The sequence below is a fragment of the Acinetobacter sp. ACZLY 512 genome, from assembly GCF_023614015.1.
GTDB lineage: Bacteria > Pseudomonadota > Gammaproteobacteria > Pseudomonadales > Moraxellaceae > Acinetobacter > Acinetobacter soli.
Genome location: NZ_JAKIVI010000008.1, coordinates 25971 through 49413, shown reverse-complemented (window position 1 = coordinate 49413; position 23443 = coordinate 25971). Strand labels below are relative to the sequence as shown.

Here is a 23443-nt window from a genome sequence, read left to right as displayed (position 1 = left end):
TCATAAAAGTATTAGATCTTAGTTTTTAAGAAAAGGTAATTACCGTTTCTAGTTTTTTGGATACAATCCTAAATTAAATTAGAAAAATCCTCAGCGCGAATCTCATAAAGCACATGCCGTGCAAGCAAATGCTCTGCTGCTAATTTAGGATGATCAAATGCTTTGACTTTTGTCATGTTTAACTTTTTCATTAATGCTTCTGAAGGCATATTGACAGCCGCTGTAAAGGCAACCACTCGCTCAAGCTTTAACTGCTCAAACGCATAATCTAATACGGCTTTTGCTCCTTCAAAGGCATATCCCTGTCTCCAAGCGGCTTTCGCAAGTCTCCAACTGATTTCTATACAGGGTGAAAAATCAAATTGTGATGGCTGAGCATTTAAACCAATATATCCAATAAAAGATTGATTCTGTTTAAGTTCCACTGCCCATAGTCCCCATGATGGATGCTCATCAAACTTCAATCTGATGCTCTTGATAAAGTCACGACTCTGATCGGGGCTTAAGGTAGACGGAAAATAATGCATCACATCGGGATCAAGGCCCATCTGTATAAACGGCGCAATATCGGATTCTTGCCATGGTCTAAGAATCAATCGAGAAGTCTCTAACATGGTCTGGTTTATTCACTGGTGATCTTAAAATTGATCAAACTCTACTACAGGTAGTTCAGTACCTCCACAGAGATGTGTAAGCTTCATATTACAAGATCAAATGTAATCAATTGAATAGCTAAAAACTCGAGCAACACGCCTAGTTTATGGTGTGCTGCCAGAGATTTGATTTAATCTTTCAGTACTTAGTTACCACGGTACGTCGAGTAACCATACGGGCTAAGTAGTAGTGGAATATGGTAATGCTTTACCGCACCATCTACATTAAAAATGACGGGTACTTCTGGAAAGAAGCTGCTTTCGTTATGTTTTTTAAACCAATCTCCAGTTTTAAAGGTCACACGGTATACTCCCTGCTCCAGTTTTTTATTGTCTGGATACAAAGCCGGAATACGTCCGTTTTCATTGGTCACTTTTTCATTGAGCTTAACCCACTGCCCTTTTTGGTTTTGCTCAAGCACCACCGCAACATCGGACGATGGCAAACCAGTTTGTAAGTTCAGTACATGCACGCTTAAAGGATTGTCTGCTGCCATTGCCCATGCACTTAAGGTCATACCGGCGGCAAATACACATTGCTTGATCATTTCAAATTACTCCTCGATTTTACTTAAAAGTCATTTTGATGGCCTGTTCGGCACACCAGTCATCATTTTTTGAACCACCAGAGCCGGCTATACCAATCGCACCGACCACTTCATTTTGATAAACCACCAGAAAACCACCTCCAAGCAGCAATAATTCTGAAAATGACGTGAGATTTTGTGATTCAATATTTTGTCGGGCATTTTGACTAAATACCGTGGTCGGGGTTTTGGTCGACAGTGCCGTAAAAGCTTTTTTCTGTGCAGCCAGCGCATTATGTGGCCCCACGGTTTCATGGCGCTTGATTATCAGCGGCTGCCCACCACGGTCTAGCACGACCACAGCCAGATGTTTGTTTATTTGCTGGCAGGCTTGTTCGGCATTGCTGGCAAGTTTTTCTGCGGTGTTTAAATCCAGATTGTATTGTTTTGCCAGTTGCACATTTTCTGCAAAACTGTAAGAACTCATACTTAAGGCCAATGTCAGCCCTGCAATCACTTTTTTCATTGATTCGCCCTCTCTATACTGTGGTTATTCTAGAGATTCCCTTCAGCTGCAACATGACAGTTGGATTACAGTCTTGTCATTTTAGAAATGGAACGTCGCATGATGCGTATTCTTGTCGTAGAAGATGAAGTCAAAATCGCGCGCTATCTGGTTCAGGGCTTTGTCGAATCGGGATATCAGGCCGAATGTGTACATACCGGACTCGAAGCTTTGGAGCGATTGAGACAAGCGTCTTTTCATTTGGTGATTCTGGATGTGATGCTGCCCGATCTGGATGGCTGGTCGGTCTTGACAATCTTGCGTCAGTTTTCGCAAGTGCCGGTAATTTTTTTGACCGCTAAAGACCAGATTCCCGACCGCGTGAAAGGCTTAGAACTTGGTGCAGACGATTATCTGGCCAAACCTTTTTCGTATGTTGAGTTGCTGGCGCGGGTTCGCAGTTTGCTGCGTCGGCAAAACATACAGCCCGAGAATGTGCTGAAATTAGCCGACCTCAGTCTGGATTTATTACAGCACAAAGCGTATCGGGCAGATCAACCGATTGATCTGAGCAAAAAAGAGTTTGAACTGCTGCGCTTTATGTTGCAGCACGCCAACCAAATCGTGTCTCGCCGGCAAATTGCCTCTGAGGTTTGGCATATCAATTTCGATACCGATACCAATTTTATTGACGTTGCCATCCGCCGCTTACGCAGTAAGGTCGACGATGCCAGCAACCTCAAACTGATTCATACCATTCGTGGTTTAGGTTATAAGCTTTCAGAAGAGACTCCTTAAAATGAACGTTCGCTCACTCGAATTTAGGCTTACCTTACTGGTCACCACGGCATGTGCACTCATTTTGTGTCTGGTGGGCGTGCTGACCTATTTGGGTATAGACCGTATTTTGGTGCGCGAGCAAGATCAAGCTTTAGCTTCACGTATTGAACGTTTGGAGGCGTTGATTCAAGACAGCGACAACGTACAGCAAATTGTAGCCAAACCTAAAATTTATCAAAACATGCTCGGCAATCAGGACAACTTATTTATTCTGATTCAGGGCCAACAAAAACTCATCGATATCAACCCGTTGAATATCCCAATTCCAAAGTTGCAAGCGAGCCAACAGATTGCTTTTTTTAATGTTCATCAGACGGGTAATGCAACGCGTCTGGCATGGAAAAATTTTAGTCTAAATGGTGTTTCGTATCAGCTCATTGCAGGCAAGCAGTGGTCGGAACGCTTAGGCATTTTATATTCATTTCGCGATGATCTGATCAAGTACTTGCTGCTTGGCGTCGCGATGGTGAGTTTTCTATGCTGGCTGTTGTGCCGCTTTGGCTTAAGAGGGCTTCGCGAGCTGACCGAGCAAACCCGGCAAATCGATATTCAGTCTTTACAACATCGGATTCAGGTGGCGCATCAAAGCAGTGAAGTACAACTTTTAACCGATGCAATTAATCACATGTTGCAACGTATCGAGGCTGGGTATCAGCAGTTAAATCGATTCTCTGAAAATATTGCGCATGAGTTTCGCACACCACTGAACAATCTGGTCGGGCAAACCGAAATTTTACTCTCAGAATCTCGTACTTTACATGATTATGAAGATCTGTTGGTGTCTCATCTGGAAGAATATGCACGTTTAAAACGTATGATTGACAGCATGTTATTTCTGGCTCGGGCCGATCAACAGCAAATCCAACTGCACACAGAACAGCTCAATGTGCAGGATGCCTTAGAAGATTTACTGAGCTTTTACGATTTAATGGCCAGCGAAAAACACATCGAGATTAGTGCACAACTTGAAGCCAGCTCAGTTGTGGCAGATCATCAACTGTTTCAGCGCGCTGTCTCAAATCTGATTGAAAATGCGATTTTACATGGCGTTGAGCACGGTCAAATAGAAGTTAAAGTACAGCAGCATGTTTTAGATACGCGTACATATGTCGAGATTGCCGTATTGACGCAGGGCGTTCAGATTGAGGCACAGCATTTGCCGCATGTATTTGAACGCTTTTATCAGTGCGAATCTTCACGCCATCAACAAGGCCGTTCCGGTGGTTTGGGTCTATCCATTGTCGCGTCGATCATGCAGCTTCATAATGGACGAGCAAGCGTACATCAAAGCGAAAATGGCGTGTGTTTTACGCTGGATTTTCCGGTGAACTAAATTAAGATTGCACAAATTCACAAAAAATTGATCGCCATTCTTTTAGGCTAAAACTAACTCATTTAGTTCATGGACTGCGCATGCGACTTGGTTTGATTTTGGGAGACCAGCTCAGCCAGCAATTGGCCACCTTAAAGGCTCTAGATCGTGAGCAAGATGTGATCCTGATGGCAGAAGTGGTCGATGAAGCCACTTATGTTCAGCATCATGTACAAAAAATTGCACTGTTGTTTAGTGCCATGCGCCACTTTGCCAAGGCACTCAAGCAAGATGGCTGGAAAATCCAATATCACGTCTACGATGCCAAAAGCCCCATTCGGTCACTACTCGATTATGTAGAGCAGCAGCAAAAGCGCTTAAACGCCGAGGCAGTTGTGGTCACACACTGCGGCGAATACCGTTTGCAGCAACAGATCGAGCAGGAATGGCCCAAAAAACTACAGGTGCCCGTTGAGTGCTTAGAAGATGATCGCTTTTTTTGTGGATTAAACGAGTTTCGACACTGGGCTGCTCGCTATAAAGTCTTGCGTATGGAGTACTTTTACCGAGAGATGCGCAAAAAAACGGGTTACCTGATGCAGCACGATGCGCCCGAAGGTGGAAAATGGAACTACGATCATTCCAACCGTAAGCCATGGTCGGGTAAAACCCCACTGCCTGAACGTTTGCAGTTTAAGCGTGATACTATCGATGAGGATGTGATTGCACTGGTCAAACGTGAATTCAAAGATCATTTGGGCAGCTTGGATAACTTTCGCTGGGCCACTACCCGCAGTGATGCTCAAAAAGCATTGGCACATTTTATTGAACACATGCTCAATGATTTTGGCGATTACCAAGATGCCATGGTCTATGGAAGCGATTTTATGTTTCATAGCCTGCTATCTCCCTATCTCAATTGCGGGCTGCTATCACCAGAAGAAGTCTGTGAAGCGGCCGAAGCGGCTTATCATGCAGGCAATGCCCCGCTCAATGCTGTAGAAGGTTTTATCCGGCAAATCTTAGGTTGGCGCGAATACATCCGAGGTATTTACTGGCTGAACATGCCCGATTACGCTCAGGAAAATGCGCTCAATAATACCCGTGCCTTACCCGCCTACTACTGGACTGGCAAAACTAAAATGGCCTGTATGTCAGAGTGTATCCGCAATACGCTAGAGCATGCCTATGCGCACCATATTCAACGTCTCATGGTGACAGGCAACTTTGCACTTTTAACTGGAATAAAACCTGAAGAAATTTGTGAATGGTATCTGGCAGTGTATGCCGATGCCTATGAATGGGTCGAACTGCCCAATACACTGGGAATGGTGATGCATGCAGATGGGGGTTTGATGGCCAGTAAGCCCTATGCCGCCTCGGGAAACTATATCAACAAGATGTCTGATTACTGCAAGCACTGCCACTATAACGTTAAAACCAAAACAGACCACGACAGTTGTCCGTTTAACAGTCTGTACTGGCACTTTGTAAAGCGCCATGAAACATTTTTTCGTTCTAATGCACGCATGCACATGGTCTATCGTAGTCTAGACAAAATGCAAGATCAGAATAAAGTACTGGCGCATGCAGAACACTTACTTACACATCTGGATCAGTTATAAGCCATGAAAAAACAGCATCTTCCTGAAAAAGTTTGTGAATATTGTCAGCGCAGTTACACGTGGCGTAAAAAATGGGAGCGCTGCTGGGACGAAGTGCGCTATTGCTCAGAGCGCTGCAAACGTGAAGCCAAGCGTGAGCGCGCCAAGACATCGACAGCGCACTAAACTCAAGACTTAATGATGTTTATACTGGCGAGTGCAGTAACCACGAATTACATCGGGTGAACGCAGTTGCAAATGTTTGGTTTTGCGCCCAGTGACTCGTTCACGCCATAGCTTAAAGCTGCTCGATTTCATATGCTGGCGCATCAGACGAATCACAGCCGACTCATTTAAGCCAAACTCTCGCTCAATCGCTTCAAACGGCGTGCGGTCTTCCCACGCCATTTCAATAATACGGGAAATCTCATCATCTTGATATTCACGGGTCTGGGTCACACGTTCACCATTGATATTGACTAGGAATTGCTGAGACAACACAGCGATTTTAGTGCATCACTTTAGCCAAATGAAAGTGAAGAATTTGTGATGTGAGGCGTCTTGGTCTCATCTCGTTAAGCGCTACCAACATCACTTTGAAAGCGCAAACCAATGCCCGCAACAGTAAAAATATAATGCGGTTGTAGCGCTGAGTCGCCTAGCTTGGTTCTGAGTTTTTTGACCAAAATACGCAAATAATGCGTGTCCTCTTCATGCGTAATGCCCCAAAGCTCCGACAAGATCTGCTTTTGGGTCACAATTTTACCCTGATGCCGAATGAGTAAGGCCAGTAGCTGAAACTCTTTTTTGGTGAGTACCACCTCGTCTCCAGCCAGTTTCACGCTATGCTCCGCGACATCGACAAAAAGTTGTCCATCATTAAAGACCAGATTATGCTCACTTTGACTCGGTTGCTGACGAAACATCACCCGAATCCGGGCACATAATTCCTGAATACTAAATGGTTTGGTCACATAGTCATTGGCACCCGCATCGAGCAATTTAATTTTTTGCTGCTCGTCTGGACGTGCAGAGAGTACGATGACCGGAATTTGCGACCATTGCCGCATCTCTTTTAATACCTCTGCACCATCCATGTCGGGTAGGCCCAAATCTAAAATCAGCAGATCGGCCCCTTGAGAGGCCAAAATTTCCAGCCCTTTCATACCGGTTTCAGCCACATGCACCGCATAACCCTGCGCGCGTAAGGCAATATCGAGAAATTTACGGATTTGTGGCTCATCGTCGATAATCAAAATCGAGGCCTGTGTATTAAAGCTGTGCGACATAAATCATCGTTATTCTTGGTGTTGAGGTAATCGTATTCGAATTTGGGTGCCTTGACCATACGGCCCAGCCATTGCTTCAATGCTCCCCATATGTGCCCCGATAATGGCTTTTACGATGGCAAGCCCAAGCCCAGTACCGGTTTTACCGCGATCACCACGCTGCATGGTATAAAACATATCAAAAATTTGCTCACGCTCCTGCTCGGGAATCCCGATGCCCAGATCGATGATATCAATCTGAAACTGCTCATCGACTGCACTGATCTGCACCTGAATGGGAACAGCATCAGGTGAAAACTTGGCTGCATTTTCAAGCACATTAAATAATGCCTGTTCGATTAATGCCGGATGTACATACAAAGCGGGTAAATTCGGCGCGATGTTGGTGTCTATCTGAATATTGGGTTGATAGCGTTTTAAACGCTGGGTCGCCGAGCCTATCAACTCATCGATACTGATCCATGCACGGCTTAACGTCAGCCCCTGATGGCCCAAACGCGTCATATCGAGTAGATTTTGGATATAACGATCAAGCCGTTCGCCCTCGATGTGAATGGTGTCGAGCAGGCTGTCCCGATCTGTATCTGACAATTGCGCACTGTAATATTTTAGCGTATCTGCCGAGCCAATCATGGCGGCCAAAGGTGAACGTAAGTCATGCGATACCGACGACAAGAGCGCTGATCGAAGTTTTTCGGTTTCGGCCACCACCCGTGAGTTTTCGAGCTGAAATGACAGTAAAACCCGCGCCAGCGTTTGTGCAATATCTTCAATCATCAGCTCGGCCAAACGCTGCTGCTCAAAACTGATCACGTCTAAATCGGGATGAAAGCGCAGTGCAATCACACCATGCTCCCCCGCCAGATTGAGCGGATTAAACCACCACTCAGACTGGGTCAGGGTATTGGTAAAACGCCCACAGGGCTGACCATTTTTTTGTGTCCAGTCGGCTGCAATGTGGTCTTTGTGATTTAACTGACTCCGATCACCCGCCTCAAGTTCGCCCACTCTTAACCATGCCGTGGCTTTCAGTGCACTCTCCAGATGCTGTTTAGATACACTAAGCACCTGTGCAATATCTACGCACGTCGAGAGTTTACGCTCAAGCTCTTGCAGTTGCAGCGATACACTATTGGCCACCCTTAAACTCAGTACCTGTGCGCGTAACTGATTGGCCAGACGCCCAACCAGTAAAGCCGATAAAATAAAAATCACGATGGTAATCACACCACGCTCTGCGCTAATTCTAAAGGTAAAGCGGGGTTCAATAAAAAAGTAGTTGTACAGTAAAAAACAAACGAAAACACTCAGCAAGGTCATGAGCATTCGGGCACGCATGGCCACCACCAGCACCGTCACCACAAAAATCAGCGCCAGCTCCGTATAGCCAATAAAATGATCACTGATGGCCGCGATAATAAATCCTGCCAGTACAATCAATACGCTTTCGATCAGTTCTCGCGCTTGAAAATGAGTGTACTGTTGCAGCCATGTTTGATCGGGCACAGCAGGCTGTGCCGAATACGATGTTGCTTTGAGTGGTTGTACAAAGGTAATTTCAAAGGGATGCTGCTTGTCGAGGAGCTGATCGGCAATATGCTCGGAGCGAATACGCTCAAGAAGTGTTTTTTTGGGGCTTTTTCCCAGCAAAATATTTGAAGCACCATAATCATAGGCCGCCTGCAAAATGGTTGGCGCAATTTGATGACTGTAAAGCAAATAGGTGTCGGCACCCAGTTTACGTGCCAGATTAAATGCTTTGCTCACGGCCAGACTTTGCGCCGAGGAGGTTTTGCTTTTTTGAATTGAAATTACACTCCACGTTGCATTGCGGCGCTCGGCAATGCGGTGAGCACGGCGCACCAGATCCTCAGCAAAGACAGAACCATCGATGGCCAGCATCACATGATTCTGAATCGGGACGATGCGCCCCTGCGCCACAGATTTTTCCCGATAATCAATTTCGACCTGCCCCGCCACAGTCTGAATCGCCAGATCACGCAGTGCAGTTAAATGTGCAGGTTTAAAAAAGCCCTGCAAGGCATGCGGTGCCATATCGTCTAGATAGATTTTGCCATGTTTCATGCGCTCAAGCAGTTCAGGCACAGGCAAATCGACCAGACGAATATCTTTCAATCGCTTGAGTAACGCATCGGGCACAGTTTCGGTCACGCGAATGCCGGTAATCTGATACACCACATCGTTTAGGCTTTCTAAGTGCTGAATATTGAGGGTGCTATAAACATTGATTCCGGCATCCAGAATTTCATTGACATCTTGCCAGCGATATTCATGCCGACTGCCTGGCACATTACGATGGGCCAGTTCATCGACCAGCACAATTTCAGGCTTAATGTGAAGAATCTGGTCTAAATCCATTTCCTCAAGTTTACGATCTTGATACTCGACCACTCGACGTGGAATCACATTTAAACCCGCAATCAACCGCGCTGTATCGGCACGACCGTGAGTTTCTACCACCCCCACAACGACCTGTTTGCCCTGCTGCATCAGCTCATGCGCCCGCGTGAGCATGGCATAGGTTTTACCCACGCCGGGTGCAGCACCTAAAAAAATGGTAAGACGCCCAGATTGCTCACGTTGCGTATGCGCCAACCAAGCATCGGCTTTTTCATTGCGGTCAATCTGCATCAGTTCTGTCCTATCGAGCGGGTTGAGTCGAGCGTTGATCCAGTAGTGCCAGATTCAGCTTGAGTACATTCACACGCGGCTCTCCATATAGTCCCAATTGCGGCGTTTGGGTATATTGCATCACCAGTTGACGAACCTCCTGCTCACCCAAACGACGTTGCTGTGCAACGCGTTTAATCTGTAGCTGGGCAGCTTCAGGAGAAATATCCGGATCTATTCCACTGCCCGATGCGGTGATCATATCATCTGGCACCTGAGCACCACCAATCTGATTGCTTTGAGCAAAAGCAATGCTACGCTCACGAATCTGCTTTTGCAGTTGCGGATTAGATACTGCCAGATTACTTCCCGACATCCCATCGACACTGTAATTACTGGCACTCGGGCGTGGCTGAAAATAGGCTGCACTTTTAACCTGCTGCCCCACCAAGCTCGATCCTATAATTTTGCCGTCACGTTCAATCAGACTACCGTTGGCCTGTTCAGGAAAAATAAGCTGTGCAACCGACACACTGGCTGTCGAATAAAGAGCACCCGACAGCCCAAAACCCACCACGACCAGCCCAATACTGGCTCGCCATAACGAAGTCGATGATTCCACAGCAGTTGTATTTAAATCTGGATGATTCAATAAAGTATTCATCATTGGCTCCTAAATCCACACCGCGACCACAAGATCAATCAGTTTGATGGCAATAAACGGGAACACGACACCCCCCACGCCGTAGATCAGCATATTACGGCGTAGCAGTTGCAATGCACTGGCAGGTTTAAACTTGACGCCACGGAGTGCCAGCGGAATCAACATTGGAATAATCAAGGCATTGAAAATCAATGCCGAAATCACGGCACTTTTTGGGCTACCCAAGTGCAAAATGTTTAAAACCTCAAGCTGCGGTACCGCAACAGCAAACAAGGCCGGTAAAATCACGAAGTATTTAGAAACATCGTTGGCCAATGAAAAGGTGGTTAATGCGCCACGGGTAATCAGTTGCTGTTTACCAATTTCAACCACATCCAGCAATTTGGTTGGGTCTGAATCCAGATCGACCATGTTACCGGCTTCTTTGGCCGCCTGAGTCCCCGAGTTCATGGCCAGCCCAATATCGGCTTGTGCCAGTGCAGGTGCGTCGTTAGTACCATCGCCAACCATGGCCACCAGTTTTCCTTCGGCTTGTTCGTTTCGGATACAGGCCAGCTTGTCTTCCGGTCTGGCTTCGGCAATGTAGTCGTCAACTCCCGCTTCTGCGGCAATCGCGGCTGCGGTCAGTGGGTTATCACCTGTCACCATAATGGTTTTGATGCCCATTTCGCGCAGTAAAGCAAAACGCTCTTTAATACCTTGCTTGATCACATCCGATAATTCAATCACGCCTAAAATCGTATGATTGGCGGCAACCACCAGCGGCGTAGCACCCTTAGATGCCACTTGCTCTACGCGGGTTTTTAGCTCGATATTGTTGCGGATATCTTGCTCGGTGAATCCTAAAATTGCATCAAGCGCGCCCTTACGAATTTGATGACCATCGGCCAGATCAACACCGGATAAACGAGTTGCTGCACTAAACTGAATAAACGCTGCCTGTTCGGGTTCTTGTACAGTTTCGCCCATTTCTCTGGCTAAACTCACCACCGACTTCCCTTCTGGTGTCGGGTCGGCAAAAGAGGTCATCATGGCTGCCTGACGCAGTTCACTCATCCCGATACCAGTGAGCGGATAAAACGCCGTGGCCTGGCGATCGCCATAAGTAATCGTGCCTGTTTTATCTAGCAATAACACATCAATATCACCAGCGACTTCAACCGCTTTACCCGATTTAGCCAATACATTGGCTTTTAGGGCACGGTTCATGCCGGCAATCCCGATTGCAGGTAACAAACCGCCAATGGTGGTCGGAATAAGGCAGACCAATAAAGCCACCAGTAAAACTACACTGATCTTGATGCCTACCATTGAGCCAATAAAAGGCAAGGTCACCACCACCACAATAAAGGTGATGGTCATGATATTTAATAAGATTCCCAATGCAATTTCGTTCGGCGTTTTCTGACGGTTTGCTCCTTCGACCAGTGCGATCATTTTATCGAGAAAGCTATGACCCGCTTCATTGCTCACACGCACAACAATCTGATCGGTCAGCACTTTCGTGCCCGCAATCACACCAGAGCGGTCGGTATTGGCTTCACGCAGTACAGGCGCAGATTCACCCGTCACCGCCGACTCATTAATGGTGGCAAAGCCGCGCACAATCTCACCATCGGCGGGTATAATCTCGCCCGCTTTGATCAGTACCAAATCCTCTTTTTTAAGTAGATTGGCCGATATCAGCTCAGGTGTCTGAGGTGAATCAAGATCGGTGAGTTTATTCGCCATCAGATTTTCACGTGCTTGACGCAATGATGCAGCCTGCCCGCGCCCTTTGGCTTCTGCAACTGCTTCGGCGTAGTTGGCAAATAGCACCGTGACCAGCAAGATCAGTGTCAAAAGCAAACCAAAGCCCAGACTGGTACTGCCCATAAGTGTCGCCACGACGGTAAGCACCGTACCGACCCACACACACGCCATGACCGGATTTCGAAATGCATGCTGCGGAAGCAGTTTATAAAAAGTTTGTTGAATAATTTCTTTATTCAAGATCGTCATTTTGTTCGCATGAGACGAGTTCATAATGCGTGCTCCAGCGTTAAATATGGACCGACAGATAGTCTGCGATTGGGCCTAAAACCAGTACTGGCATAAACTGCAATACCGTTAAGATCAGTACAATGCCAATCAGTGTGAGGGCAAAGGTGGGTGACTCGATATGCAATGAGCCTTTACCTTCTGTGGCTTTAGGCTTGGTGGCCAAGCTGACCGCGATTAATACAGGCACAATGAGCACGCTATAGCGGCCCGCCAATAGCGCGACACTTGCACTTAAATTCCACCACACCGTGTTGTCGCCCAGACCTTCAAAACCAGAACCGTTATTGGCAAAGGCAGAAACATATTCATAAAACACTTGGCTGATGCCATGAAAGGCCGGATTGGAGTTGGCCGTCAATGACGGAAAAGCAATCGCGAGTGCGGTAAGCCCTAAAATGACGACGGGTTGCAGCAAGATCACAAAAGCCAGTAATTTAATTTCGGTGACTTCAATTTTTCTGCCGAAAATCTCGGGGGTGCGTCCCGTCATTAACCCTGCAATGAACACTGCAAGAAGCAGGTAAATAAAGAACTGCAACACGCCACAGCCAATACCGCCCCAAATGGCATTGATTAACATGTTACAGAGCTGCACCAAACCGTTTAGGGGTGAAGACGAGTCGTGCATCATGTTGACCGAGCCATTATTCACCTGCGTGGTCAAACTACTCCATAGCGCAGATGCTTCCACACCAAAGCGGACTTCTTTACCTTCCATTTGTGCCACATTGGGCAAGAGTGAAAATTTTTCGGTCCACATCGACAACATGGTAGATGCCAACGACATCAGCAGCATGGTGCCAAAAATCATCCACATCAGTTTACGGCGCTGTACAAAGCGTCCGATCATAAACACCACAGACAATGGAATCAGTAAGATCGCCAACATTTCAATCACGTTGGAGAACGGCGTTGGATTTTCAAGTGGCACACTGCTGTTTGGGCCATACCAGCCTCCGCCATTACTACCCAACTGTTTGATCGCGACCATCGGCGCGACTGGCCCTAATGGAATATGCTGTGTTTTGACTTCGACACTTTGATCCAGATTTTGCGCAACCGGCCCACCCGATAATGTCGCAGGCACACCTTGCCATGTCAGCAGCAATGAAAAAACAAAAGCTAAAGGCAAAAAGAAGCGCAGTAATGGACGTATCAAATCCAGCCAGTAATTGCCAAGATTGATCTCTTGCCAATGTTGTTTGTCTTTGCTTTGGGTTTTACCCGATTGTAAGAAAAGTGCACGCAGCATAGCCGTCAGCAAGGCCAAACCAATGATCGGCGATAAAAACTGCATGCCCACAATCACGGTCATTTGTGACAAATAAGAGAGCTGTGCCTGACCCGAATAATGCTGCTGGTTGGTATTGGTTAAAAAAGAAATGGTGGTATGTAAGGCCAAATCCCATTTCATATTGGGAACATGGTCTGGATTGAGTGGAAGCCATGCCTGCGTCATGAGGATCACTACACTCACTACAAGCAACACCACGTTACTTATTACGAACGCACCCAGATATTGCCGCCAGTTCATTCCAGTTTGCCGAACGCCGAGTATTCGATAGAGGGGCTGTTCGATCCAACGAAACAGACGATCGCTTTTCATCGGTTTGGCTTGCATCACATCGGCAAGATAATGACCGAGCGGATAGGCCAAAATCAGCGCAAGCACAAACACGGTTATAAATTCCCACATTGCAAATGCCATCGTTTAAATACGTTGACATTAGTATGGAAATTTAACGCGTAAATTCTCTATATATCAAAAAACACAGGGCGTAAATTTTGCGTAAATTTTTTAATAACCGCTTTGATATTTCTCTTTTTAAAGCAGATTACACATCGTTTTTTGGTAGCTATCAATGCGAATTCATCGATCGACTCAAATGAAGACCATATAACCTGACTAAATAGGATATAAACGATCGGTAACCACATTTTTCATGACCATGGTCGAAATTAAACGCTGTACATTCGGCATAGCCGAAAGGCGCTCATCGTAGAGTTTTTGAAAACTCAGCAAATCCTTAGTTACCACATGCAGCATATAATCGGGATCACCAAACAAACGCTGCGCCTGCACGATTTGTGGAATCTCGATCACCGCTTCTTCAAATGCGCTCACCGAGGCTTTGTCACCATCACGTAGCGTGACAAACACAATGGTCGCAAATTGTAGTCCAATCAGTGCAGGTTCAAGCTGGGCACGATACCCCCGAATCACACCCGATTCTTCGAGTGCACGTACACGACGATGGCACGGCGACAGGCTCAAACCAATTTTTTCAGCCAGCTCAGTCAAAGATAATCGTCCATTTTGCTGAAGTTCCGCAAGAATCTTCTTATCTATCTTATCCATATAGAAGAAACTCTCCTTTTTGTCATTTTTTGAGCAAGTCTTTAACAGCACATTCTAATCTGTTCTGGCTATGCTTTTCTACATACCGTTACGCTCATTTACGGCCGCTCGTACTTATTCAATTTAGGAAGATGACAATGAATATGAATACCTTGCTGACATTTTGGGGTGTTTCCGCGTTGTTTATTTTAACTCCCGGCGCCGATTGGGCTTATGCCATCACAGCGGGGATCCGTGGACGAGTGGTGATTCCTGCTGTGTTTGGACTGCTGCTCGGGCATGCGTTGAGTACACTCCTTGTCGCCACAGGCATTGGTGCGATTGTGAATGGTTCACCTCTATTGCTTCAGGTATTAACAGCAGCAGGCGCACTGTATTTACTCTGGCTCGGAATCGGCTTACTCAAAAATCCCGCTGAGCTTCGTCATTCTTCCGCGTTACTCACTACCACGAGTCAGACACGGCACTGGTTGGTTAAAGGTCTGTGCATTAGCGGGTTAAATCCGAAAGTATTTTTATTGTTTTTTGCTTTGCTACCACAATTTATCGATTTATCTTCTGGTTTTACTGTTTCAACCCAAATTTTAGTGCTGGGAATGATTCATCTGGCAACATGTAGCGTGATTTATTATGCGGTGGGTTTTGGTTCTCATGCACTGCTCAAAACCCGGCCACATGCGGCACAGCGTATCAGCCAAGTTTCGGGTGCATTGATGATCATCATTGCGAGCTTACTTTTAATCGATCAATCTCATCATTTGGTTTAAATTGCCTGATATAGAACGTGATACTCACATACACCATGATCTGATTTAAATGGCCCGAACACATTTGTCAGCAATTAAAAAAGCGGGCTTAAGCCCGCTTTTTTAATGTCAACTGGTTTAAGCCCCAGTTTGATAGTCGGCCTGAGGAACGGCTGTAGAAGCCTGATACGGTTGACGGAAGTCATTTAAGCCCGCAGCAGCTTCCTGAATGTCTTTGCCTTCTTTAATGACAAACGTATCAAAGCCAGAACGTTTTAAGTAGTTCAGTACATCTTTGAAAATATCACCGACTGCACGTAGTTCACCTTGATACCCCTGACGGCGCAACAATGCAGCAAATGAATAACCACGGCCATCATTGAAACCTGCAAACTCAATAAAAATCGCATCGAGCTGATCCAGCGGAAATTGATGCGTTTCTGGTGAGTCATTCACCGTGATGTATAGCGCTTTTTTGCCTTGGATCGCGGTAAGTTGATCCAGTTGTGCAGTGGTCACCACCACATCCCCTGCCGGAATCACACCGTCTTCGGCAATCGGTTGATAGGTGTTATCTGCAATGCTGCCGTCTTTAGCAAGCACCTGTAATGCTGGATTAAGCATATGCGCGCTCCTTAAAAGGTTGAATGCCAACACGGCGATAGGTATCAATAAAACGTTCTTGATCCTGACGTAAATCCAGATAGGTATTTAAAATTTCTTCTACCACATCAGGTACGGCATCGGCTGCAAATGATGGCCCCAAGATGTCGCCAATCGAAGCATCGTGATCTGCGTTACCGCCGAGCGTGATCTGGTAAAATTCTGCGCCTTTTTTATCTACGCCTAAAATACCAATATTACCGACATGGTGATGACCGCAGGCATTCATACAGCCTGAAATATTCAGATCAAGCTCACCCAAATTATAGATGGTATCGAGATCTTCAAAACGACGGGTAATGGCTTCTGAAATTGGAATCGATTTCGCATTTGCCAATGAACAGAAATCACCCCCCGGACAGCAAATAATATCGGTCAGGAAGCCAATATGCGCACGGGCCATATTGTGCTGCTCAAGCGTTTGCCACAAGGCAAACAAATCTTTTTGAGGCACATCGACCAGTGAAATATTTTGTTCGTGTGTGGTACGTAGCTCACCAAAGGTATATTGGTCTGCCAGATCCGCAATCAAATTCATTTCTTCTGTGGTCATATCGCCTGGCGCAACCCCTGCACGCTTCAAGCTAATGTTTACAATACGATAGCCTTTGACTTTATGGGCATTGGTATTGATGTTGTACCACTGCTTGAATTTTGGATGCTCGGCAAACACTGTACTAAAATCTTCGTCGTTCAACGCTTGATAAGTAAATGGTGTGAACACCTGATCCAGTTTATTTAACACTTCAGGCTGAATTTTTAAAGATTCGCGGATTTGTGCAAACTCGGCTTCTACTTTCTCAGCAAATACCGCAGGTGTTAAAGCTTTGACCAAAATTTTGATACGTGCTTTATATTTGTTATCACGACGGCCGTGTAAGTTGTATACGCGAAGGACAGCATCTAAATAGGCAATGAGGTCTTCACGTGGCAAAAACTCACGAATGACACTTCCAATAATTGGGGTACGGCCTAAACCACCACCCACTTTAATCTTGTAGCCCATCTCACCTGCATCGTTTTTGACAATGTAGACACCAATGTCATGAAACGACGTTGCAGCACGATCTTTCTCTTCAAGTGCAGACACCGCAATTTTGAATTTACGTGGTAAAAACGCAAATTCTGGATGGAAAGTACTCCACTGACGAATCAATTCACAGGTCGGGCGCGGATCGGCAATTTCACCTGCAACAACACCCGCATACTGATCTGTAGTGGTATTACGAATACAGTTACCACTGGTTTGAATGGCATGCATTTGTACTGTAGCAAGCTCTGCCAATATATCGGGTACATTTTCAAGTGCTGGCCAGTTCAACTGAATATTTTGACGCGTAGAAACGTGTGCATATCCACGGTCATATTCTTTTGAAATTTCTGCAATTTTGCGTAATTGTTTTGAATTCATCAAGCCATACGGTACCGCGATACGCAGCATCGGTGCATAACGTTGTACGTAAAGACCATTTTGCAAACGCAATGGACGGTATTCATCTTCGGTGAGCTTTCCAGCTAAATAGCGTTCGGTTTGATCACGGAACTGAGCAACGCGTTCATTAATCAACTGTTGATCGAAATCAGTATATAAATACATGGCGTATGGCTAGTAGATTCATTATAAAGGCGTCTAGCATAACGAGCTTTGATTCATCAACAAAATGCTTTTTTTGGATATTTAATAACGGTTTTATTGATAAGAGTGCTGTGCGGTTTTACATCTCATCTTAAGTACACACTCTTAGGATCAATCTTCCTATTGTAAATCTTTTTGTTCGGGCTATAAGCTAAATGACCGGTCTTATATCGATACGCTAGCTGGTATAATTTCTTTGAATTCAATATCTAAATCTGAAATTTGAGTATTGGGAATATGACCTATTAAATAGTCCTCTTTTGTTTGAAAAAAGAAATCAAAACTTTGACTCATCCATGAATCTTGTCGACTTTGTTTTTTAAAAATTGGACATAAATAGCGAAGATAATAATGCACCCACTCTATTTGCGTGGAAAATGTAGTGAAGTCTCTTAAATTTTGTTGTAGTTGTTGTAAATCGTAACGAATTTTCTCAATATTGGGGTCAAATAGCCAAACAATAATCTCCATCGATTCTACAGTGCTCATTATATAGGGTTGACTGGATTCAAATCTTTGAGTGATATAAAGCTGAGCGCCTTTTTCTGAATAACTCGAATGAAGTAATTTTGTATTTTCAACCTGATCGTGATTTGAACCAATCTCTAACTCTCTGATTTCTCTGGATACATTCAAGCATAGAGGTAATTTATCTAAATTTTGATTTGCAATACTTTTAAAGAGTTCAACCGCTCTATGTATGACAATATCTTCTCCAGCTCCAGTAATTATCCCATTTTCCCACATTCGAATTTTGGTCGCGTGAATTGAACGAAATCGTAATTCATCTGAGTTTTCGACTACAACTTTCTTATTGTCTGCTGCAACAATAATGCTATCATTTAATTGAATCGCGATGATAAATGTCATTTTCTACTCGAAAATACTGATTTATTTTTCTTATATTAGTCCACATTGGGCTATTTTTATAAATTAATAAAAAATAGGTAAAGCTATGGCAGGTGGTTCTCAAATCATCATTAATAAAAATGGTATCACCATTATTACACCTTCAAAGTTTGAGGCTAAAGCTGGCCAGCATCTGTTTCAACAGGGTTCAGAAGTTGGAGTGAATATTCAAGGTTTGCCTTCATTTGAACCTTACAACGAAAAATTTAAATTAACTTTACCATCTGGTGAAGAAATGTCAGATGTGGAATATCGTGTTTCCAGTCAAGAACAAAGTTTTGTCTCTACAACAGATCGAAAAGGCTTATCAAAACGTATTAATACTCCGGCGGAAGAAAATTTGCGTGTTGATTTAAACTGGATTTCTTTAGAAGTTGAAGACGAAGGAGATTAAAGCAAATGGGAACTTTGAATTGGGAAGGAAATACCAACACCCAAGAAAACAGCTGCAAAACCCTTCAATGCGATTGCTTAACCTTCTGGGAAATCCACCAACAAGTAGCAATAAAACGTGTTTCTAACTTAAAAGATAAAAATAAAAATTTATATAAATTAGAACCTGGATATGAAGCGAGAGCACGGCGAATCGCCTCCGTTTATGCAAAAATTTATCTTGAACAAGAAATACATGGCAATAAACAGTTAATTGGTCGTTACTATTGGATGGGACTCGGCGCATTTGCTTCAAAAACAGTCGCTGCAATTTTTAAACATGGATTAACAACATGGGGTTATAAATGGTTTCCTATTGGTCTAGTACGAGATCCTATTCACTCTTTTGCCAAAGGCAATTTATGGTTATTTATGGACATTGCACCTTGGCACTATGCTTGGAGCATGTCGCCAGCCACGTTTCAAAGTTGTAAAAAACTAAGAAATGTTTCTCAATTTACCCATATTCAATCTCAAGTTTATAATATCCCTTGGTCAGGCTGTTTACCGATCATTGAGCAGTTAAAGTGCACCAAAGAAATAATAGATGCATTTGGGTATCTGCCCAAAATAGAAGCTATTTTTAAGAGAAAAGGAACAAGTAGACAGGAAAATTTTAAAGTATCAAAAGGTATTTTATTCAAGCATTTGATGGCGATCGCTGTGCAAGAACAATTCAACATTTTGCAAAAATTAGTCTGGAATGACTGGAAAGTAGAAAAACAAGCCATCTTTCAACGTGTTACAAGACTACCAGATAGTACCTTGGTGCTTTCAAGCGATTACTGTGCTGAGGCCGTCAAACCCGTCAGAGTGTCTCAAACTATTTTGCCAAGTACATACAATATGCAAAGCATGAAACGAGCCTACCAAGGGCGCCATAATGGTGTAATTGATGAATTACCTGAGTCGGTCTATAGCGAACCGTTACCACATACAAAAGTTGAAAATTATGATAGCCGTATGGAGTGGATTGAAAAAGCAGCCGAAAAATATCACGATCTAATGTTGGACGATAAGGGCCGTTCTTTTTTAGAAAAGGAATTAACGATCATTGCAGGCTGGGGCAACAGTCAAGCAGATTTTAAAGTGGGCAAGGACAGTAATGATGGAAAGATTTAATCGAATTATTTATTTCATCGTAAGTTTACTCATCAGTTTACTTGTCACTGCTTGTCAACCAGCCCCAAAAAAACTAGAGAAAAATTCTATGAATCAACCGCCTTATTCTTTACATTTCGGCCCACAAGGATTTAAAGATTTTGCTCAGCATCAGCTTAGCCGTTCCGAAAGCCACCCTTCTGGCGCAGGATTTAAAGAATTAGATTTTATTCCCCCAAACTTAGGAAAGATCAAGATTGAAAATGGTGTCAATAGCTTGGTGATTGATCACGTCTTTTCCGTTTTAGGCACTTCATTTAATCCAGAAGATGGGATTCAAAAACTTCGCATTAACTCAGGTTTGAATAAAGAAGAGTTTGTAACGCCCGAACACGCTTACCAAGGCTATGTCGAGTTAATGAAACGAATCAATCAGGCAGGATGGAAAAATTATTTTATAAGGAGTATGCCGCGCATCGCAAAAGAAGATAATCTTCGATATTTAATGGAATCGGGTTATGTTATCGATCCTGGTTATATCTTCAGTTACGAAGAGTGGCAAAAAATTATAAGTGAAAGCGTTGGAAACTCGATTGGATATCGTCTATATGCCAAGGGTATTCTTTTGAACCTTGATATTGATCAAACTAAAAAAACAGAAGATGGTAAAGAGCAATATATCGTTCGCTATGCATTGGAAACCATTCGGTATGATGAAAGAAACTCTATTCCTAATGGTTACGAAATCACCTCAAAAGAGCTAGAGCAAGCATTTAAACAACAGCTTTTACAAAACCAGAATGCTAGAGAAATGGACGAAAAAGAGGCTATTAAAAATGGCTATCGAATCGATCAGGATTATGTTGATCCAGATGTCTGGCCTTTTGTGAAATAATCGTAATACTAAGCTTCTTGCCTTTTTTTAGTTTAATGAACTCTTATCATTATTTTACTCTAATGAGCTTTAATCCATAATCAGTTAGTTTATTCACCCAACATTGAAAATAAAAAAGGTGTACTCGCCGAAGCGAATACACCTTTCTTTGCAAATCAGATTGAAATCTTAGCTTTTAGTTAGGCAATGCATAGGCCACAAGATAGTCACCCATCTTGGTTCCGAATGAACCATGACCACCGGCCATGATCACGATATATTGCTTACCGTTGATTTCATAGGTCATTGGAGTTGCTTGTCCACCGGCTGGTAAACGCGCTTCCCACAATTTTTCACCATTGCTGACATTAAATGCACGGATGTAGTTGTCTTGTGTTGCAGCAACAAACATCACGTTTCCAGCAGTTGAAATCGTTCCACCCAAACCAGGTACACCAATTTTCAAAGGTGGTAACTGGAATAAATTTGGTAAGCTGTCACGGATGGTTCCGATACGCTTTTTCCAAACCACCTCATGGGTATTCAAATCGACACCCGCCACATAACCCCAGCCTGGCTGCTTACACGGCAAACCAAATGGAGAAAGGAAAGCACTGATTTCAACACCATACGGCGTACCGTACATTGGCTGAATACCATGCTCCGTGCCGGCACCTTTGGCTTTTTGTGGACGGTTTGGATCCATCGGGATCAAACGGCTCACAAATGGAAGTGCCAATGGATTCATGACTGCAACCTGACGATCTTGGTTGACCGACATACCGCCCCATTCAAATACACCAAGGTTACCCGGGAATACCAAAGTACCGTTTTCAGATGGTGGCGTATAAATGCCATCATAATTCAAGCGTTTAAATGATACACGACACATTAACTGGTCAAACATCGTGGCACCCCACATTTGTTTGTCGGTCAATTTGTCTTTTGGCGCAAGGTTCAACTCAGAGAAAGGTTGAGTTGCAGAATAACGTTCACCTTTAGTTTGTGGACCACGCTGAACCGTTTGTGGTACAGGTTTTTCAGTCACGGGTACAATTGGCTTACCATTACGACGGTCAAGTACAAACACGTTACCAGTTTTGGTCAACACATAAATCGCAGGAATCGTTTCGCCCGATTTTACTTTAACATCCATCAATGATGGCTGTGACGGTACGTCCATATCCCACAAATCGTGATGTGTGGTCTGGAAATTCCAGACAATTTGACCTGTTGTTGCATTAATGGCTAACATCGAGTTTGCATAACGCTCTTTTAACTCAGAACGGTCGCCACCCCAGATATCTGGTGTGCCGACACCTGTTGGTACATAAACGATATCGAGTTTTGGATCGTATGCCAACGGTGCCCATGCATTCGGTGAGTTATTGACAAACTCTTCAGGATGCTCAGGAATCGCGTTCGGATTTTTTGAACCTGTGTCAAACGCCCAAACCAACTTACCTGTATTTACGTCATAACCACGTAATACACCTGATGGTTCTTTGGTCGAGAAGTTGTCAGTCACAGAACCGGCCATCACAATGGTGGTACCCGATACAATGCCTGGTGAAGTTGGGTTATAACCACCCGGATAGGCATATGGCATTGATTTTTGTAAATCAATTTCACCATTTACACCAAAGTCTGTACATTTTTTACCGGTGTCTGCATTTACTGCAACCAAACGGCCGTCATTTACAGGCAAAATCACTTTACGTGGACACTCAGCCGATACAGTCGGTTGCTTCGCCTTTAAGCTGGTTGCAAACTCGGTGGTATTGTTGGCATCGTAGTACATCACGCCACGGCAGGTTAAGTGCTGGAAGGTTTTATCCGCTTTAAGTTTCGGATCAAAACGCCATTTTTCTTTACCTGTCGCAGGATCAAGTGCAATCAACCACTGGTGTGTGGTACACATATACATGTTGTTGCCAATTTTGATTGGCGTGACTTGGTTGGTGGTTTCGCCAGAATCGCCCTCTTTTTTAAGATCGCCTGTACGGAAAGTCCATGCCACTTTCAAGTCTTTCACGTTTTGATCATTGATCTGAGTCAAAGGTGAATAACGCACACCGCCTTGGGTACGACCATACGCAGGCCAATCGGCAGGATCAACACCTTCAACTGCTTGTGCAGTTTTAGGTTGTTCAGTCTTGATCACACCATTGATTTCTTGCGGATCGTTAAAAATGGCATAAACCATCACGACGATTGCAATTGCAAGCGTCGACGATAGCGCAATTTTGCCCGATTTGGCATTGTCCATGCCACGGCTGATCGCTGGAATTAAAATCCAAAGACCCAATACACCCAGAATGTCTAAACGTGGTGCCAAAGCCCAGAAATCTGTTCCAGCTTCCCACACACCCCATATAGTTGTGCCGAGCATTAATGCGGCATACAACCAATATGAAGCTGTTGAACGCTTGCGTAATAGCCATGCAAAAACCAGTAATGCAAGGCCCGCGATCACGTAATAAATTGACCCACCGAGTACAGTGAGCCAGATACCTCCAACGAGCAGGAATAGGCCAATCACCGCAGCTATCACTACGGTCAAGGTTCGTAATCCTGAATTTGAAGATGGTTGAGACATAATACCACCTCGAATAAATTGTTTTTTTAATCTGTTATAGGAAGTATATGAGGGGC

21 protein-coding genes and 2 pseudogenes are annotated in these 23443 nt (G+C 44.4%); 8 read left to right on the top strand and 15 right to left on the bottom strand.

All coding sequences use genetic code 11. From position 1 onward, the window contains the following. Window positions 1–68 precede the first annotated feature (68 nt). The 3 genes from L2096_RS10080 to L2096_RS10070 form a co-directional block, all read right to left on the bottom strand. On the bottom strand, window positions 69–614 hold the full coding sequence (locus tag L2096_RS10080; RefSeq protein WP_250365334.1) for a GNAT family N-acetyltransferase: 546 nt from the start codon (window positions 612–614) through the stop codon (window positions 69–71). A 185-nt stretch (window positions 615–799) separates the two neighbouring features. Beyond that, window positions 800–1201 (bottom strand): hydroxyisourate hydrolase, encoded by a 402-nt coding sequence (gene uraH, locus L2096_RS10075; RefSeq protein WP_004941162.1) that lies wholly within the window; start codon window positions 1199–1201, stop codon window positions 800–802. Between the two features lie 19 nt (window positions 1202–1220). Then, window positions 1221–1706: a GlcG/HbpS family heme-binding protein gene (locus tag L2096_RS10070; protein WP_250365333.1), complete on the bottom strand. Its 486-nt coding sequence runs from the start codon at window positions 1704–1706 to the stop codon at window positions 1221–1223. 102 nt (window positions 1707–1808) lie between these two features. Between L2096_RS10070 and L2096_RS10065 the strand changes: the two genes are divergently transcribed. From L2096_RS10065 to L2096_RS10050, 4 genes are all read left to right on the top strand, one after another. Beyond that, window positions 1809–2483 (top strand): heavy metal response regulator transcription factor, encoded by a 675-nt coding sequence (locus L2096_RS10065; RefSeq protein ID WP_039910149.1) that lies wholly within the window; start codon window positions 1809–1811, stop codon window positions 2481–2483. Window position 2484: 1 nt separating this feature from the next. Then, complete coding sequence (locus L2096_RS10060) at window positions 2485–3858, top strand: heavy metal sensor histidine kinase (RefSeq protein WP_250365332.1); 1374 nt, start codon at window positions 2485–2487, stop codon at window positions 3856–3858. 80 nt (window positions 3859–3938) lie between these two features. Then, window positions 3939–5462, top strand: coding sequence for a cryptochrome/photolyase family protein (locus L2096_RS10055; RefSeq protein WP_250365331.1), 1524 nt, complete (start codon window positions 3939–3941; stop codon window positions 5460–5462). 3 nt (window positions 5463–5465) lie between these two features. After that, window positions 5466–5627 (top strand): DUF2256 domain-containing protein, encoded by a 162-nt coding sequence (locus L2096_RS10050; protein ID WP_011182656.1) that lies wholly within the window; start codon window positions 5466–5468, stop codon window positions 5625–5627. Window positions 5628–5636: 9 nt separating this feature from the next. Here L2096_RS10050 and L2096_RS10045 read toward each other — a convergent pair whose 3' ends face one another. The 8 genes and pseudogenes from L2096_RS10045 to L2096_RS10015 form a co-directional block, all read right to left on the bottom strand. After that, window positions 5637–5900: a TIGR03643 family protein gene (locus tag L2096_RS10045; protein WP_004941177.1), complete on the bottom strand. Its 264-nt coding sequence runs from the start codon at window positions 5898–5900 to the stop codon at window positions 5637–5639. Between the two features lie 116 nt (window positions 5901–6016). Then, entirely contained in the window at window positions 6017–6730 is a 714-nt protein-coding gene (locus tag L2096_RS10040; RefSeq protein WP_004943403.1) for a response regulator, read from the bottom strand. A gap of 9 nt (window positions 6731–6739) precedes the next feature. After that, a pseudogene (locus L2096_RS16150) lies at window positions 6740–8200 on the bottom strand (sensor histidine kinase); the annotation flags it as partial. 56 nt (window positions 8201–8256) lie between these two features. Then, window positions 8257–9382 (bottom strand): annotated as a pseudogene (locus L2096_RS16145) (histidine kinase); the annotation flags it as partial. Window positions 9383–9392: 10 nt separating this feature from the next. Beyond that, window positions 9393–10025 (bottom strand): potassium-transporting ATPase subunit KdpC, encoded by a 633-nt coding sequence (gene kdpC, locus L2096_RS10030; RefSeq protein WP_250365329.1) that lies wholly within the window; start codon window positions 10023–10025, stop codon window positions 9393–9395. A 9-nt stretch (window positions 10026–10034) separates the two neighbouring features. Then, on the bottom strand, window positions 10035–12050 hold the full coding sequence (gene kdpB, locus L2096_RS10025; RefSeq protein WP_119026090.1) for a potassium-transporting ATPase subunit KdpB: 2016 nt from the start codon (window positions 12048–12050) through the stop codon (window positions 10035–10037). Window positions 12051–12066: 16 nt separating this feature from the next. Further along, the gene (kdpA, locus tag L2096_RS10020; RefSeq protein WP_250365328.1) at window positions 12067–13764 is read right to left on the bottom strand and encodes a potassium-transporting ATPase subunit KdpA; all 1698 of its coding nucleotides are present in this window, start codon (window positions 13762–13764) and stop codon (window positions 12067–12069) included. A gap of 210 nt (window positions 13765–13974) precedes the next feature. Continuing rightward, window positions 13975–14427, bottom strand: a complete 453-nt coding sequence (locus L2096_RS10015; protein ID WP_004929605.1) for an Lrp/AsnC family transcriptional regulator — start codon at window positions 14425–14427, stop codon at window positions 13975–13977. Between the two features lie 137 nt (window positions 14428–14564). On the opposite strand from L2096_RS10015, the gene L2096_RS10010 reads away from it, so the two are divergent. Then, window positions 14565–15194 (top strand): LysE family translocator, encoded by a 630-nt coding sequence (locus L2096_RS10010; protein WP_104124829.1) that lies wholly within the window; start codon window positions 14565–14567, stop codon window positions 15192–15194. 117 nt (window positions 15195–15311) lie between these two features. Here L2096_RS10010 and L2096_RS10005 read toward each other — a convergent pair whose 3' ends face one another. From L2096_RS10005 to L2096_RS09995, 3 genes are all read right to left on the bottom strand, one after another. Further along, window positions 15312–15797 carry a DUF934 domain-containing protein gene (locus L2096_RS10005; RefSeq protein WP_004941198.1) on the bottom strand — a complete coding sequence of 162 codons (486 nt, stop codon included), beginning with the start codon at window positions 15795–15797 and terminating at the stop codon, window positions 15312–15314. After that, the gene (locus tag L2096_RS10000; protein WP_004943422.1) at window positions 15790–17433 is read right to left on the bottom strand and encodes a nitrite/sulfite reductase; all 1644 of its coding nucleotides are present in this window, start codon (window positions 17431–17433) and stop codon (window positions 15790–15792) included. The genes L2096_RS10005 and L2096_RS10000 overlap by 8 nt, the downstream gene beginning before the upstream one ends. 204 nt (window positions 17434–17637) lie before the next feature. Further along, on the bottom strand, window positions 17638–18342 hold the full coding sequence (locus L2096_RS09995; protein WP_250365327.1) for a hypothetical protein: 705 nt from the start codon (window positions 18340–18342) through the stop codon (window positions 17638–17640). 85 nt (window positions 18343–18427) lie between these two features. Between L2096_RS09995 and L2096_RS09990 the strand changes: the two genes are divergently transcribed. Genes L2096_RS09990 through L2096_RS09980 form a run of 3 tightly spaced genes read left to right on the top strand, consistent with a single transcriptional unit; the run spans window position 18428 to window position 20809 of the window. Continuing rightward, window positions 18428–18775: a hypothetical protein gene (locus L2096_RS09990; protein ID WP_004943428.1), complete on the top strand. Its 348-nt coding sequence runs from the start codon at window positions 18428–18430 to the stop codon at window positions 18773–18775. A 5-nt stretch (window positions 18776–18780) separates the two neighbouring features. Further along, entirely contained in the window at window positions 18781–19935 is a 1155-nt protein-coding gene (locus L2096_RS09985) for a DUF2515 family protein (RefSeq protein WP_250365326.1), read from the top strand. Beyond that, window positions 19919–20809, top strand: coding sequence for a hypothetical protein (locus L2096_RS09980; protein WP_250365325.1), 891 nt, complete (start codon window positions 19919–19921; stop codon window positions 20807–20809). The genes L2096_RS09985 and L2096_RS09980 overlap by 17 nt, the downstream gene beginning before the upstream one ends. Window positions 20810–20984: 175 nt before the next feature. Here L2096_RS09980 and L2096_RS09975 read toward each other — a convergent pair whose 3' ends face one another. Beyond that, window positions 20985–23387: a glucose/quinate/shikimate family membrane-bound PQQ-dependent dehydrogenase gene (locus L2096_RS09975; RefSeq protein ID WP_004941219.1), complete on the bottom strand. Its 2403-nt coding sequence runs from the start codon at window positions 23385–23387 to the stop codon at window positions 20985–20987. Between the last annotated feature and the right edge of the window lie 56 nt (window positions 23388–23443).

What these genes read in the sequence shown, in the direction of transcription:
- L2096_RS10015 (WP_004929605.1), bottom strand. Translation starts at nt 14,427, where the DNA reads ATGGATAAGATAGATAAGAAGATTCTTGCGGAACTTCAGCAAAATGGA.
- L2096_RS09995 (WP_250365327.1), bottom strand. Translation starts at nt 18,342, where the DNA reads ATGACATTTATCATCGCGATTCAATTAAATGATAGCATTATTGTTGCA.
- L2096_RS10050 (WP_011182656.1), top strand. Translation starts at nt 5,466, where the DNA reads ATGAAAAAACAGCATCTTCCTGAAAAAGTTTGTGAATATTGTCAGCGC.
- L2096_RS09990 (WP_004943428.1), top strand. Translation starts at nt 18,428, where the DNA reads ATGGCAGGTGGTTCTCAAATCATCATTAATAAAAATGGTATCACCATT.
- L2096_RS10080 (WP_250365334.1), bottom strand. Translation starts at nt 614, where the DNA reads ATGTTAGAGACTTCTCGATTGATTCTTAGACCATGGCAAGAATCCGAT.
- kdpA (WP_250365328.1), bottom strand. Translation starts at nt 13,764, where the DNA reads ATGTGGGAATTTATAACCGTGTTTGTGCTTGCGCTGATTTTGGCCTAT.
- L2096_RS10065 (WP_039910149.1), top strand. Translation starts at nt 1,809, where the DNA reads ATGCGTATTCTTGTCGTAGAAGATGAAGTCAAAATCGCGCGCTATCTG.
- L2096_RS10005 (WP_004941198.1), bottom strand. Translation starts at nt 15,797, where the DNA reads ATGCTTAATCCAGCATTACAGGTGCTTGCTAAAGACGGCAGCATTGCA.
- L2096_RS10040 (WP_004943403.1), bottom strand. Translation starts at nt 6,730, where the DNA reads ATGTCGCACAGCTTTAATACACAGGCCTCGATTTTGATTATCGACGAT.
- L2096_RS09985 (WP_250365326.1), top strand. Translation starts at nt 18,781, where the DNA reads ATGGGAACTTTGAATTGGGAAGGAAATACCAACACCCAAGAAAACAGC.
- L2096_RS10060 (WP_250365332.1), top strand. Translation starts at nt 2,485, where the DNA reads ATGAACGTTCGCTCACTCGAATTTAGGCTTACCTTACTGGTCACCACG.
- L2096_RS10010 (WP_104124829.1), top strand. Translation starts at nt 14,565, where the DNA reads ATGAATATGAATACCTTGCTGACATTTTGGGGTGTTTCCGCGTTGTTT.
- L2096_RS10055 (WP_250365331.1), top strand. Translation starts at nt 3,939, where the DNA reads ATGCGACTTGGTTTGATTTTGGGAGACCAGCTCAGCCAGCAATTGGCC.
- kdpB (WP_119026090.1), bottom strand. Translation starts at nt 12,050, where the DNA reads ATGAACTCGTCTCATGCGAACAAAATGACGATCTTGAATAAAGAAATT.
- L2096_RS09980 (WP_250365325.1), top strand. Translation starts at nt 19,919, where the DNA reads ATGATGGAAAGATTTAATCGAATTATTTATTTCATCGTAAGTTTACTC.
- L2096_RS09975 (WP_004941219.1), bottom strand. Translation starts at nt 23,387, where the DNA reads ATGTCTCAACCATCTTCAAATTCAGGATTACGAACCTTGACCGTAGTG.
- uraH (WP_004941162.1), bottom strand. Translation starts at nt 1,201, where the DNA reads ATGATCAAGCAATGTGTATTTGCCGCCGGTATGACCTTAAGTGCATGG.
- kdpC (WP_250365329.1), bottom strand. Translation starts at nt 10,025, where the DNA reads ATGAATACTTTATTGAATCATCCAGATTTAAATACAACTGCTGTGGAA.
- L2096_RS10070 (WP_250365333.1), bottom strand. Translation starts at nt 1,706, where the DNA reads ATGAAAAAAGTGATTGCAGGGCTGACATTGGCCTTAAGTATGAGTTCT.
- L2096_RS10000 (WP_004943422.1), bottom strand. Translation starts at nt 17,433, where the DNA reads ATGTATTTATATACTGATTTCGATCAACAGTTGATTAATGAACGCGTT.